Annotated in this window: 14 protein-coding genes; 6 read left to right on the top strand and 8 right to left on the bottom strand. The window is 63.4% G+C overall.

Annotated elements, in window-relative coordinates; all coding sequences use genetic code 11:
• Positions 1-88: 88 nt before the first annotated feature.
• Positions 89-271, bottom strand: a complete 183-nt coding sequence (locus GDA49_06330) for a DUF3553 domain-containing protein (GenBank protein ID MBC6440018.1) — start codon at positions 269-271, stop codon at positions 89-91.
• A 377-nt stretch (positions 272-648) separates the two neighbouring features.
• Positions 649-1071 (bottom strand): winged helix-turn-helix transcriptional regulator, encoded by a 423-nt coding sequence (locus GDA49_06325; GenBank protein ID MBC6440017.1) that lies wholly within the window; start codon positions 1069-1071, stop codon positions 649-651.
• Between the two features lie 155 nt (positions 1072-1226).
• Between GDA49_06325 and dksA the strand changes: the two genes are divergently transcribed.
• Complete coding sequence (gene dksA / locus GDA49_06320) at positions 1227-1643, top strand: RNA polymerase-binding protein DksA (protein MBC6440016.1); 417 nt, start codon at positions 1227-1229, stop codon at positions 1641-1643.
• A 180-nt stretch (positions 1644-1823) separates the two neighbouring features.
• Here the strand turns inward: dksA and GDA49_06315 are convergent, their stop codons facing one another.
• Positions 1824-1994 (bottom strand): hypothetical protein, encoded by a 171-nt coding sequence (locus GDA49_06315; protein MBC6440015.1) that lies wholly within the window; start codon positions 1992-1994, stop codon positions 1824-1826.
• A gap of 362 nt (positions 1995-2356) precedes the next feature.
• On the opposite strand from GDA49_06315, the gene GDA49_06310 reads away from it, so the two are divergent.
• The 3 genes from GDA49_06310 to alaS all read left to right on the top strand — a co-directional run bounded on the left by GDA49_06310 (position 2357) and on the right by alaS (position 6605).
• Positions 2357-2554: a hypothetical protein gene (locus GDA49_06310; protein MBC6440014.1), complete on the top strand. Its 198-nt coding sequence runs from the start codon at positions 2357-2359 to the stop codon at positions 2552-2554.
• A 130-nt stretch (positions 2555-2684) separates the two neighbouring features.
• The gene (gene recA / locus GDA49_06305; protein ID MBC6440013.1) at positions 2685-3785 is read left to right on the top strand and encodes a recombinase RecA; all 1101 of its coding nucleotides are present in this window, start codon (positions 2685-2687) and stop codon (positions 3783-3785) included.
• A gap of 156 nt (positions 3786-3941) precedes the next feature.
• Positions 3942-6605, top strand: coding sequence for an alanine--tRNA ligase (gene alaS / locus GDA49_06300; protein ID MBC6440012.1), 2664 nt, complete (start codon positions 3942-3944; stop codon positions 6603-6605).
• Between the two features lie 8 nt (positions 6606-6613).
• On the opposite strand, the gene GDA49_06295 is transcribed toward alaS, so the two are convergent.
• The 4 genes from GDA49_06295 to GDA49_06280 form a co-directional block, all read right to left on the bottom strand.
• A complete protein-coding gene (locus GDA49_06295; GenBank protein ID MBC6440011.1) occupies positions 6614-7462 on the bottom strand; it encodes an alpha/beta fold hydrolase in 849 nt (282 codons plus the stop codon).
• A gap of 296 nt (positions 7463-7758) precedes the next feature.
• Positions 7759-8973 carry an NADP-dependent isocitrate dehydrogenase gene (locus tag GDA49_06290; protein ID MBC6440010.1) on the bottom strand — a complete coding sequence of 405 codons (1215 nt, stop codon included), beginning with the start codon at positions 8971-8973 and terminating at the stop codon, positions 7759-7761.
• Between the two features lie 118 nt (positions 8974-9091).
• Positions 9092-9211 carry a hypothetical protein gene (locus tag GDA49_06285; protein MBC6440009.1) on the bottom strand — a complete coding sequence of 40 codons (120 nt, stop codon included), beginning with the start codon at positions 9209-9211 and terminating at the stop codon, positions 9092-9094.
• Between the two features lie 37 nt (positions 9212-9248).
• Positions 9249-9530 carry a hypothetical protein gene (locus GDA49_06280; GenBank protein ID MBC6440008.1) on the bottom strand — a complete coding sequence of 94 codons (282 nt, stop codon included), beginning with the start codon at positions 9528-9530 and terminating at the stop codon, positions 9249-9251.
• A gap of 289 nt (positions 9531-9819) precedes the next feature.
• On the opposite strand from GDA49_06280, the gene GDA49_06275 reads away from it, so the two are divergent.
• Both GDA49_06275 and GDA49_06270 read left to right on the top strand, forming a co-directional pair.
• Positions 9820-10953 carry a LysM peptidoglycan-binding domain-containing protein gene (locus GDA49_06275; GenBank protein ID MBC6440007.1) on the top strand — a complete coding sequence of 378 codons (1134 nt, stop codon included), beginning with the start codon at positions 9820-9822 and terminating at the stop codon, positions 10951-10953.
• 13 nt (positions 10954-10966) lie between these two features.
• Positions 10967-11113, top strand: coding sequence for a hypothetical protein (locus GDA49_06270; GenBank protein MBC6440006.1), 147 nt, complete (start codon positions 10967-10969; stop codon positions 11111-11113).
• 616 nt (positions 11114-11729) lie between these two features.
• Here the strand turns inward: GDA49_06270 and GDA49_06265 are convergent.
• Positions 11730-12207 (bottom strand): HAD-IIIA family hydrolase (locus GDA49_06265; GenBank protein MBC6440005.1); only part of this gene is annotated, 478 nt, incomplete at its 5' end.

The following is a 12207-nucleotide window of genomic DNA, read 5'->3' as shown; positions in this document are numbered from 1 at the left end:
TGGGAACGGTTCGGGGCGAAACCTGCGTGTCGCCTCCGGGCGACAGCGGCCTGCCCCTGATTCGCGGCGGAAGATGCCCGAAGGTCACCTAAAAGTCACGTTCAGGTTCGACCACTTCGAGGCTCACGATGTCGCAATCGAGCACAAGTTTGCCGGCATTCTCGAAGTTGACGGTCACGCGGTTCCCGACGGCGGACTGGACCTGGCCAATGCCCCAGTCCGGTTGTCCGCCATGGCGCACGATGGCGCCGGGCACGATCCACGAGTCCATGGTATCCTGTTCCTCTTCGTCGACTGGCGTGGAACACGATAGGATCATGATCGGATTCGGGCCAGATCGGAGGGGTGAATCGCCAGGGATTGAGCCGTTTGTTGTCGGGTCTGGTGAGCTCAAGGCTCTGCCACGACGTGGTCGGCCCGGCCGGCGCCATCGCCAACCGTCCGGGTGGCGGGGACAGTTCTGTAGCGGAGGGGCTGACCTGGGACGGGACACAGGATCTCGTCCGTCGCTGCGTGGACGGCGGCCGGCACGGCCTGTCATGGCAGCGCAGCGAAGCTCCTGCCAGACCCGGGGACGGCCTCGGCAAGCTCGCGCTCAACATGGCCCTGTGCTCATGGCTTTGCTGCCACCGGGCAACGATATTGGCGTCACCATCGACGGCGGCGGCAGCAGCGGTCAGCGCGGAAGGAACCGTGGGCGATCTGACCGCGATGCGGGCCGCTTGCGACTTGCCGGATCAGCTTCCGACCGACCTTTCGCCGCGCGATATCCAGCCTTACCTGACCGCGCTGTTTGCCGCCGGTCTGGCGCGCTATCTTCTGGCGCAGCTTGCAGACAAAGACATCAATGATCTTGAGGTCGGGCTCGTCCATGCCGCCATAGAGGTGATTGAGGAACTGGTCCTTGGTAACGGTCTGGCCGTGATGCAGGGCAAGCAGCTCCAGCACGCCGAACTCCTTGCCGGTCAGCTTGACCGGCTCGCCATCGACTTCGTACCGGAAGGACGCGCATGGACCGATCTCCCGTTGCGCAAGTCTACGCCATGGCGCGCGCCACAAGGCCGGAACCATGGATGAAGTGACGCCGGCTAGATGGGCCGGTGTCGCTGTTTTGTCGTTATCTGACGCTTGCGGAACACTGACGTTCCAGTCTATATCGCGCGCCGTCGGTGATTCCCGTTGTCGCCGAACAGTTACCAATAACGACAAAAAGAGGACGCAGGCCGATGGCTGTCAGAATTCCCAAGGGATACAAACCCAAGGAGAAAGAGACATTCATGAACGCCAAGCAGAAGGAGTATTTCAGACGCAAGTTGAACGGTTGGCGCGACGAGCTCCTTCAGGAATCGACGGAGACGATCAAGCATCTCCAGCAGGATGCGGTGGCTGAGCCGGACCTTGCTGATCGGGCGTCGACCGAGACCGATCGTGCAATTGAACTCAGGACCCGTGACCGCGAGCGCAAGCTGCTCAACAAGATCGACGAGGCCCTGCGCCGAATTGATGAAGGCACGTACGGCTACTGCGAAGAGACCGGCGAGCCGATCGGCATCAAGCGCCTGGAAGCCCGTCCGATCGCCACGCTGAGCCTCGAAGCGCAGGAACGTCACGAGCGCCGCGAGCGCGTCTACCGCGACGATTGACCGCCAGGCCTGCCGCCGGCCTGCATGCCATCGCTGACCGATCGTCAATCTCCCGCGACTGTCAGGCTGCTCGGCCGCGCGAGAAGCTCTACAAGCGCTACCGCGCCGCCATTCGCATCGCGTTGATCAATGCTGTGCTGTTCCTTGCGGGCGCGGCCAGCGCCTTATCTTGCCCTGATGTCACCCGCCGGTGAGGTGGTCGCCCTGATCGCGGCCCTGTGCGCGGAGAGTGACGATCTGGCGAGCGGCTGGATCGGCTTGCTCGAAGGTGCTGCCGTGGGCCTGGCCCAGGTCGATGCGGCCGGCCGGATTGTCGCAAACCGGGCCTTGCGCCGCCTCGTCGGCAGTCAAGGAGCTCGCGCGCAGCGGGCGATGTCGCCAAACCCCTTGCGGTCCGGCTGAGCGGCGAGGACAAGCTGGCCGTCACGTTCTTCGTCACCGGCCTCAAACGGGACGGCAAAGCCCTCCAGGGTGCAATCCTGCACGCCCACGACTTCAAAGCATCCTGACGGCGATCACTGGGTTCTGCGATTTGCTCCTGGTGCGCCATCCGTCGGGCGCCCCCCGTTGTTTGGCGAGATCATGCAGATCAAACAGGATGCCGGCCGGGCCGCCAGCCTCGTGCGCCAACCCCTGTTCCGAGACTGGATGCGACCGAACTTGAGGCGTTCACGATCCCGAGCAAGGGAGACAACGAGGCCGACACGGGTGAGGTGCGCATCCTGCTTGTCGAGGCGGAAGGCTCCGAGGATGCGCTCGCCACGCTTTTTGTATCCGGCTATTCGGAGGACGCCTCGGGCGCCGACCGGATCAAGAGTGCCGATTTCCTGCCCAAGCCGTTCGGTCTGGAGCAGCTTGCGAACACGGTGCGTGACGCCCTGGCGCGACATGATTCGGCCACGGCCGCCTGATCCGTCACGGGTCCGCTATTCTCTTGAGCCTTTTTTGTTTTAACTTCGTTCTTGATTTGCAAGAACAAAACTTGTACAAACAAGTTTCGTTGCGCCGCCCCGCGTGCGTGTGGAATAAAGGAGAGGCTTGATGACGACAGCACCCCAGCTGCGAGTGGTTGAAGGAAAAGCGATGGAACGGGACAAGGCGCTTGATGCGGCGTTGAGCCAGATCGAACGGGCTTTCGGCAAGGGCTCGGTGATGCGCCTTGGTCAGCGCGATCAGGCGGTAGAGATCGAAGCGATTTCCACCGGCTCGCTGGGCCTCGACATCGGTCTTGGTATCGGCGGCCTGCCGCGCGGCAGGATCGTGGAGATCTATGGGCCGGAGAGTTCGGGGAAGACCACGCTGGCGCTTCATGTCGTTGCCGAAGCGCAGAAGACGGGCGGTGTCGCGGCTTTCATTGATGCCGAGCATGCTCTCGATCCGGTCTATGCTCGGAAGCTGGGCGTCAATATCGACGATCTTCTGATTTCGCAGCCCGATGCGGGTGAGCAGGCGCTCGAGATTGCCGACACCCTGGTACGGTCCGGTGCGATCGACATTCTGGTGGTCGATTCGGTTGCAGCACTGGTGCCCAAGGCCGAGCTTGAGGGCGAGATGGGCGACACCCATGTCGGCCTGCAGGCACGCTTGATGAGTCAGGCGCTGCGCAAGCTGACCTCCTCGATCGCGCGCTCGAACTGTCTCGTGATCTTCATCAACCAGATCCGCATGAAGATCGGCGTCATGTTCGGCAGCCCCGAGACCACGACGGGCGGCAATGCACTGAAGTTCTATGCTTCGGTCCGCCTCGATATCCGCCGCATCGGCCAGGTCAAGGACCGAGACGAGGTCGTGGGCAACCAGACCAAGGTGAAGGTGGTGAAGAACAAGGTTGCACCACCGTTCAAGACGATTGAGTTCGACATCATGTACGGCGAAGGCATCTCCAAGATGGGCGAGATCATCGATCTCGGCGTCAAGGCTGGCGTCATCGAGAAGTCGGGCTCGTGGTTCTCGCACCAGGATCAGCGCATCGGGCAGGGCCGTGAGAACGCCAAGCAGTTCCTGCGCGACAATCCCGAGATCGCCGAGGCGATCGAGCAGGCCATTCGCGCCAACGCAGGTCTCGTCGCCGAAGAGATGATGACCGGGCCCGAGCCCGGGGGCGATGACGACGCAGCAGCACCGGAACTGGCAGGGACATGATCTGACCGTACCCACGGACAGGCTCCGAAGCGGGCGTCGGCGGATTAGGCCGGCGCCCGTTTTCTTTGCTGGCATGGCTTCGCCTTCGGCACCACATCCGGTTCCGCGACCGGGGAGAATGATCTAGAACCTACGCACAAGACCCATGAGACGACGATGATCAGCGTTAACGAGGTCCGTTCGACCTTCCTCGACTACTTCAAGCGGCACGGCCACGAGGTCGTGGCCTCGAGCCCGCTTGTGCCCCACAACGATCCGACGCTGCTCTTCGCCAACGCAGGCATGGTGCAGTTCAAGAATGTCTTTACCGGCGTTGAGAGCCGCAACTACAACCGCGCGACGACGGCCCAGAAGTGCGTGCGGGCGGGCGGCAAGCACAACGATCTTGACAATGTCGGCTATACCGCGCGGCACCATACCTTCTTCGAGATGCTCGGCAATTTCTCGTTCGGCGACTACTTCAAGGAGCTGGCGATCGAGCTTGCTTGGAATCTGACGACCAAGGAGTATGGGCTCTCGCCTAACAACCTGTTGATCACGGTCCATTCTTCCGACGAGGACGCGGCGGCAATATGGCGCAAGGTTACCGGGTTCCCCGATAGCCAGATCCTGCGCATTCCGACCTCCGACAACTTCTGGTCCATGGGCGCGACCGGGCCCTGCGGTCCGTGCTCGGAAGTTTTCATCGATCAGGGCCCCGAACTGCAGGGTGGTCCTCCGGGCAGTCTCGACGAGGACGGAGACCGGTTCCTCGAGTTCTGGAATCTCGTCTTCATGCAGTTCGAGCAGGTCACGTCCGACGAGCGTGTCGACCTGCCCAAGCCGTCGATTGACACCGGCATGGGCCTTGAGCGCATGGCGGCGATCCTGCAGGGCGTGAAGAGCAACTTCGACACCGATCTCTTCCAGACCATCATCCGCGCGACCGAGGAATGCGTGGGCAAGGAGGCGCGGGGCGACGACCGCCCGTCCTTCAACGTTATCGCCGATCACCTGCGTACCAGCGCCTTCCTGATCGCCGACGGCGTCCTGCCGTCGAACGAGGGCCGTGGTTACGTGCTACGCCGCATCATGCGCCGCGCGATGCGGCACGCGCACATCTTGGGCTCGCAAGAGCCCGTGATGCACCGTTTAGTGCCCGTGCTGACGTCCGAGATGGGTCAGGCCTTCCCGGAACTTGTGCGCGGCCAGGCGTTGATCGCCGAGACCCTGAAGCTTGAGGAGACCCGGTTCCGCGAGACCCTCGAACGCGGCCTGCGCCTGCTGGCGGATGAGACCGACAAGCTTGCCGACGGTGCCGACTTGCCCGGCGACATTGCCTTCCGGCTTTACGACACCTATGGCTTCCCGCTCGATCTGACTGAAGACGCGCTGCGCCGCGAGGGCCATGGCGTCGACCAGGCGGGGTTCGATTCGGCCATGGCCGAGCAGCGCGCCAAGGCGCGTGCGGCGTGGTCCGGCTCGGGTGCCGCGGTCACCGAGGCGCTGTGGTTCGACCTGTGCGAGCGGGTCGGCGCGACTGAGTTCCTGGGCTACGGCGCGACCGAAGCCCGAGGGCAGATCGTTGCGCTGATCCACGACGGCGCTGAAACCGAAGACGCGACCGACGGCGACGAGGTCTCTGTTGTGCTCAACCAGACCCCCTTCTACGGCGAGTCTGGCGGCCAGATGGGGGACACCGGCCATATCGAGACAGCGGACGGCGGTGTCGTCGAGATCGCCGATACCCTGAAGAAGCTCGGCGACCTCCATGTCCACACGGGCAAGGTCGTCGCGGGCAAGGTCCGGGTCGGCGACGATGCGACGCTGACCGTTGACGTTGACCGCCGCGACCGGCTGCGCGCCAATCACTCTGCGACACACCTGCTGCACGAGGCTCTGCGCCGCCGGCTCGGCGATCACGTGACGCAGAAGGGTTCGCTCGTCGCGCCAGATCGGCTGCGTTTCGATATCAGCCACCCCGCGGCCGTGAACGACGACGATCTCGCGACGGTCGAGGCCGCGGTCAATGCTGCGGTCCGCCGCAATGGCGAGGTCACGACCCGCCTCATGACGCCTGACGAGGCGATTGAGGAGGGCGCGCTGGCGCTTTTCGGTGAGAAGTACGGTGACGAGGTCCGTGTCGTCTCGATGGGCGTGCCGACGGGCGGCAAAGAGAGCGAGAAGGACTACTACTCGACCGAGCTGTGCGGCGGCACACACGTCCGGCGCACCGGCGACATCGGCGCCTTCAAGATCGTCTCCGAGAGTGCGGTGGCATCAGGCGTGCGCCGCATCGAAGCACTGACCGGCGAGGCCGCGCTGGCTTATCTCGATGACCAGGACCGCCGGGTCCGTTCGCTCGCGGGCCGACTGAAGACCTCGCCCGCCGATCTCGAAAGCCGCATCGACGCGATGGTCAACGAGCGCAAGAAGCTCGAACGTGAGATTGCCAGCCTGCGGCGCAAGCTTGCAACCGGCGGCGGCGCGTCGGAGGGGGACGAGAGCAAGGAGATCGCCGGCGTAAAGGTCGTCGCGCGCACGCTCAATGGCGTACCTGGCAAGGAACTGCGCGGTATGGCCGATCAGATCAAGCAGCAGCTGGGCTCCGGTGTCGTCGTCCTTGTTGCGACCGACGAGGGCAAGGCCGCGATCGTCGCAGGCGTCACCGACGACCTCACCGAGCGCTTCAACGCGGTCGATCTTGTCAAAGCGGGCGTGAGCGTGCTCGGCGGCAAGGGTGGCGGAGGCCGTCCCGACATGGCCCAGGGCGGCGGCCCCGACGCCAGCCTGGCGGGCGAGGCGGTGGCCGCCGTGGAGGCCTTGCTCGGCGCGGCCTGAGGGTCGCCTCAACCCAACACGGACGTCACGATCTCACGGATCTTGTCGGCCACCACCTTCGGGCGGTGGCGCACCATGGAGACGTGGCCCAGCTCCGGCACCTCGTGGAACGTGCCGTCTTTCGCAAGGTCGGAGACCATCTTGCACATGCGCGGTGCGGTCTGGACGTCTTCGGAGAACGCGATCACGTGGAACGGGACCGGACAGTGCGGCAGATCCTCGCGCACGTCGAAATCGAGGCAGGCCTGCCACTGGTTGATTGTGTCCTTGGCCTCGCGACTGCCGAAGCGCGCCGTGTAGGCGCTCTTGATCTGATCCCAGAGCTCGGGGTCGTGCAGCGCCTTGGCCGGATAGGCGTAGACGGCGTAGTGCACCGGCAGGAAGTATTCCGGCAGCTCGACACCTTCGCGGCGCAGGCGGATCTCCGCCTCCATCCAGTCACGCGTGAAGCCGTCGATGTAGGCCGAGGTGCCCATCGGGATGGCCAGGCGCACCGTGTCGGGATGGTCGATCGCCAGTTGTTCGGTGATGAGTCCGCCCATGGAGAGTCCGCTCACGACCGTCGGGCCGTCGCACAGATGCTCGATCAGACCGGCGCAGTCGTTGGCGAAGTCCGACATGGTCCACGGCGCGGGCGGAGAGTCCGTGCCCTGAATGCCGCGCGGATCGAAGGCATAACAATGGAAGCTGTCGGTCAGCTCCGCGAAGATGTGGCTGTAGCCCTCCGCCGGCTGATCGCCGCCCGGAATGAAGACAATCTCCGGGCCCTCGCCCTCGTCGACCACGCGCATTGAGACATCGCCCACCTGGATGCGTCGGGTACGGGCATTTGGACCGAAACCGGGAAAGGCACTCATGGCTGTTCTCCTCACCGAGTTTGAGCTGCCGGAAGACTGGGACGTAAAGCTTTTGAGTTTATTACATCGCTGATTGTTAAGACGACAGGACGTCCACGATGCTGATAGCCCCCGTCTCCCGGGACCGAGAGAGGGTTGACCAGCGCAGTCTGCAGAGCAGGTGCATCATGTCGATCCGGGCAAACCCTCACCCGCTCGGCTAAGGCGTGGCGAGGCCACACCAAGCCAAGCCTCGCTGCACTCTCCCCACCGGGATGAGGGGGACCGTCACCGCTCTACCTCTACGGTCGACGCCTTTACGCCAGCTTCTTCTGCAACCCTTCGTCGAGCGCCGCGAGGAACTTCTGAGTGGTGAGCCAAGACTGTTCCGGGCCGATCAGGAGCGCCAGATCCCTGGTCATCTGGCCGCCTTCGACGGTCTCGATGCAGACCTCCTCAAGCGCCTTGGCGAAGTCGGAGACGTCGGGTGTGCCGTCGAACTCGCCGCGGTAGGAGAGACCGCGGGTCCAGGCGAAGATCGAGGCGATCGGGTTGGTCGAGGTCTCCTTGCCCTTCTGGTGCTCGCGGTAGTGGCGCGTCACCGTGCCGTGGGCGGCCTCGGCCTCGATCGTGCCGCCGTCGGGCGTCATCAGGACCGAGGTCATCAGACCAAGCGAGCCGAAGCCCTGTGCGACGGTGTCGGATTGCACGTCGCCGTCGTAGTTCTTGCAGGCCCAGACGAAGCCGCCTTCCCACTTCAGTGCTGCAGCAACCATGTCGTCGATCAGGCGGTGCTCATAGGCGATGCCCCTGGCTGTGAACTTCTCGGCGAACTCGGCGTCGAAGACCTCCTGGAAGAGGTCCTTGAAGCGGCCGTCATAGGCCTTGAGGATCGTGTTCTTGGTCGAGAGATAGACCGGCCAGCCGAGGTTGAGGCCATAGTTCATGCAGGCCCGGGCGAAGCCGCGGATTGAATCGTCGAGGTTGTACATCGACAGCGCGACGCCGCCGCCGGGGAAGTCGAAGACCTCGCGGCTGATCGTCTCGCCGTCGTCGGCAGGCTCGAAGGTCACTGTGAGCTTGCCCGCACCCGGCACGACGAAGTCGGTGGCACGGTACTGGTCGCCAAAGGCGTGACGGCCGATCACGATGGGCCTGGTCCAGCCCGGTACCAGGCGCGGGACGTTCGAGCAGATGATCGGTTGGCGGAACACGGTGCCGCCCAGAATGTTGCGGATCGTGCCGTTGGGCGAACGCCACATATTCTTGAGATCGAACTCCTCGACGCGGTCCTCGTCCGGCGTGATCGTGGCGCATTTTACGCCCACACCGTGCTGCTTGATGGCATTGGCGGCATCGATCGTGATCTGGTCGTCGGTCTCGTCGCGCTTCTGGATCGAGAGGTCGTAGTAGTGCAGGTCGATGTCGAGATAGGGCAGGATCAGCCGGTCCTTGATGAACGCCCAGATGATCCGGGTCATCTCGTCGCCGTCGAGTTCGATCACCGGGTTCTTGACCGCAATCTTTGCCATCGTCTGTTACTCCGCGTTCGTGACATGTCGGTTTGTTGCGCTGCAACATAATAGTCCGGCGCATCCGCGCATAGACCTAGATCAATCCGCCCTGTCCCCTTTGACCAGTCCCTGGCGCTCAAGCGAGAGTGAGCGCGTGGTAGAGGTCGGCGATCACGTCCAGGATGAACGGCATGCCGATGCAGACCATCAGGAAGCCGAAGATGCGCGTCATCGCGCCGATGCCTGACTTGCCCATGAAGCGCAGCAGTTTGAGTCCAGGCTCGGAAGGTGAATTAGGCGATCGTCAGGGTGAGGACGCCACCGATCCCGAAGCCCGGGAAGATCAGTCGCCACTCGTCGGCATAGTCGTGATGGGCGTGGCTGGCTGCGGCCAGGGTTACGGAGATGCTGCCCGGCACCATCAGACTCGGCATGGCGAGCGGGTGAACGCGACGTCGATGCTCTGTTCCTTGGAATCGTCCGCCATCTCGCTTGCCGTCGAGGTAGAGCAAACCGAACCCGGCGTCTATGCGTTCCGCGTCACCGTCGAACATGCCGACGAAGGTTGGGATCACTCTGCCGACCGTTGGGACGCCGTCGCACCGGACGGAACGGTTCTGGGCGAACGGTGTTGTGGAACCTCCATGTCGACGAGCAGCCGTTAACCCGCATTCTCACCAGCGTGGTGATCGCCGACGGAATCGATCGGTCACTCTGCGCGCCCACGACAGCGTGCACGGCCTTGGCGGTGCTGAAATCGCGGTTGATCTGCTCCAAGAACGCCCGCACGGCGTGGATGGGGCTCTCCCTGATGCTCCGCAATCGTGCTAGAATGCGCACCAAGGTGGCACTGGGACATACGACGTGAAGCAGGGTCTTGCGGCACTTGCCGTCTTTGCGGTTCTGATAGTGATCGTCATCGCGATGATGGGCGACGACGATGCGCCGACGTCGACCGGCAGCGCCAGCTCGTCGTCGAGCAGTAGCGCGGCCAACTCCAAGACGGCCAACTCCGAGACGACGGAAGCCGAAACCGCGGACGAAACGGTGGCTGACGACGCCGAACCCGTGGCGGCCCCCGACGAGATTGTGCCCGGCTTCGATATCGTGCGTGTCGAGCCGAGTGGCGATGCCGTCATAGCCGGAACGGCCGAGCCGGGCGCCGATGTCGCGGTGATGACCGCCGCCGGCGTGATTGGCACCGCCCAGGCCGATGACCGTGGCGAGTGGGTTGTCATCATTGATGAACCATTGGAGCCCGGCGCCCACGAAATCTGGCTCGAGGCCAACGATGGGGGCGGCGGCACGGTCGAATCCACCGAGATCATAGTGATGTCGGTGCCGGAGGCGGCGGACGTTGCCGCGGTTACGGACGGCTCCGACGTCGTGGCCATGGCTGAGACGACAGCCGATGACATCGTTGCGTCGATCGAATCCGCCAGCAGCGCCGAGGTGCTTGCCGTGATCGTTCCCCGAGAGGGCGAAGGCGATGTCGAAGTGCTGCAGGCGCCTGGCAGCGGCGTTGGCCTCTCGGGCGGCGGCGATCTGACGCTGAAGAGCTTGAGCTACGACGAGGAAGGCACGGTGTCCCTATCGGGTCAGGCTGAGCCCGGCAGCACCGTGGTGCCCTATCTGGACGGCAAGGCGGCGGGCGAGGCCGTGGCCGACGAGGAGGGCAACTGGCGGCTCACCCTCGGCGATCCGCTCGAAGAGGGCCAGTACGACCTCAGGGTCGACGAGGTTAACGAGAGTGGGGATGTCGTGGCGCGGCTTGCGACCACGTTCCAGCAGGCGCCGTTGACCATGCCGACCACGGATGCCCTGCTGGTCGTGATCCAGCCTGGCAACAATCTCTGGCTCATCGCGCGTCAGGTCTACGGCGGCGGCATGCACTACACCCAGATCTTCGAAGCCAACCGCAACCAGATCGCCGATCCTGATCTCATCTATCCCGGCCAGATTTTCGTTCTGCCCGATGCGGTCACCACCGATGGCTGATGGAGGGCTGCCGATGTCCGCGCTGAACCGCACGCCGATCTATGAACCGCCGGGGCCCGTGAACGAGGCCTTTGCCTCCCATTATGTTCGTCACCTTGTGCAGCGAGCGATCGATCAGGCCTTCAAGCTGCCGGCCGCATCGACGACCCGTCCGCAATAACGCGGCTGATTACCTCCTCATATTGTGTGCAAGACGACAACGTGGCCAGGCTGGTTCCCAGCGTGGAGACATGGTCTTGACGATGATCGGTGACGTGGCTGTAGTGCACAAATGCTGCGTTCGTCCCACAGTTGAAAGATTAAGCAATCAATAGGTTGATGGACGAGCCCGTTAGCTGCAAACACTAGAACTTCGCACACGAAATGGCGAGTGCGGGCTACCTGATAGTGATGAGGAAATCCCACCCGAGGATGCAGATGCTGCCCATTCCCGAAATCCTGGAGGGCAGGCGGTTTGAAACGCCAAACATGGTGGGGCGTAAGCGGAAGACCGGAAAAACCCGGCGGAACTTGACATGTGAGACAAAAGCCCGCGACCCGTCATCTCATGAAAATCCGAAATTCGAAGAGGCAGGAGATTTGAATGTTCGGAGTTCTTGAGCGCAAGCGTCACCCGCTGTTTGCAGGTGTCGACCAGCCGGGCGAACGGTTCTTTTAGCGTGGCGCGCGTTGCGGAGACGGCTGTCTCGTGCTGGTCGAACTCGGCTTTGTAAAAATGAGCAAGGTCCATGAACACTCCGAACGTTGCGCCCGCTTAGCGCTGCGTTGCAGTTGATTCAAGCGTTTTTCAGGAATGGCAGGTGCATGAGGGCTTGATGGGGTTTGGCGATGGGGCGCACCGCATAGCTGTCGCTTGCATGCGCCAGGGCGTTCATGATTTCGTCGTCGTCGTAGCCGTTGCCCACGAAGAGACCGCCCTCGATCCCGGCGCGCTGTCCGGCTTCCATGTCGGTGGCGCGATCGCCCAGGATCCACGAACGCTCGAGGTCGAGATCGAAGGCTTCGGCGCCGGCGAGCAGCATGCCGGGATGTGGCTTGCGCATGGGCCAGTTTCCGGGCGGGAACGGCGATGCGAAGACCGCATCCCACCGCGCATGCATGTTGGCGAGATGCCTTGCGATCTCAGACTGGACGGCGTTGAAGTCGGACCAGCCATAGAGACCGCGCCCCACGCCCGACTGGTTTGTCACGATCACGACCGGGACGGCACGGCTGTTGGCGGCAGCGATCAGGGCGGCGATCCCGGGCACCACG

The organism is Rhodospirillales bacterium (assembly GCA_014323865.1).
GTDB lineage: Bacteria > Pseudomonadota > Alphaproteobacteria > SP197 > SP197 > SP197.
The sequence above is the reverse complement of the archived record's forward strand: the minus strand, read 5'-3'. Positions and strand labels throughout refer to the sequence as shown.

What these genes read in the sequence shown, in the direction of transcription:
- GDA49_06285 (MBC6440009.1), bottom strand. Translation starts at nt 9,211, where the DNA reads ATGGGCAAGTCAGGCATCGGCGCGATGACGCGCATCTTCGGCTTCCTG.
- alaS (MBC6440012.1), top strand. Translation starts at nt 3,942, where the DNA reads ATGATCAGCGTTAACGAGGTCCGTTCGACCTTCCTCGACTACTTCAAG.
- GDA49_06295 (MBC6440011.1), bottom strand. Translation starts at nt 7,462, where the DNA reads ATGAGTGCCTTTCCCGGTTTCGGTCCAAATGCCCGTACCCGACGCATC.
- GDA49_06290 (MBC6440010.1), bottom strand. Translation starts at nt 8,973, where the DNA reads ATGGCAAAGATTGCGGTCAAGAACCCGGTGATCGAACTCGACGGCGAC.
- recA (MBC6440013.1), top strand. Translation starts at nt 2,685, where the DNA reads ATGACGACAGCACCCCAGCTGCGAGTGGTTGAAGGAAAAGCGATGGAA.
- dksA (MBC6440016.1), top strand. Translation starts at nt 1,227, where the DNA reads ATGGCTGTCAGAATTCCCAAGGGATACAAACCCAAGGAGAAAGAGACA.
- GDA49_06325 (MBC6440017.1), bottom strand. Translation starts at nt 1,071, where the DNA reads ATGGTTCCGGCCTTGTGGCGCGCGCCATGGCGTAGACTTGCGCAACGG.
- GDA49_06270 (MBC6440006.1), top strand. Translation starts at nt 10,967, where the DNA reads ATGTCCGCGCTGAACCGCACGCCGATCTATGAACCGCCGGGGCCCGTG.
- GDA49_06330 (MBC6440018.1), bottom strand. Translation starts at nt 271, where the DNA reads ATGGACTCGTGGATCGTGCCCGGCGCCATCGTGCGCCATGGCGGACAA.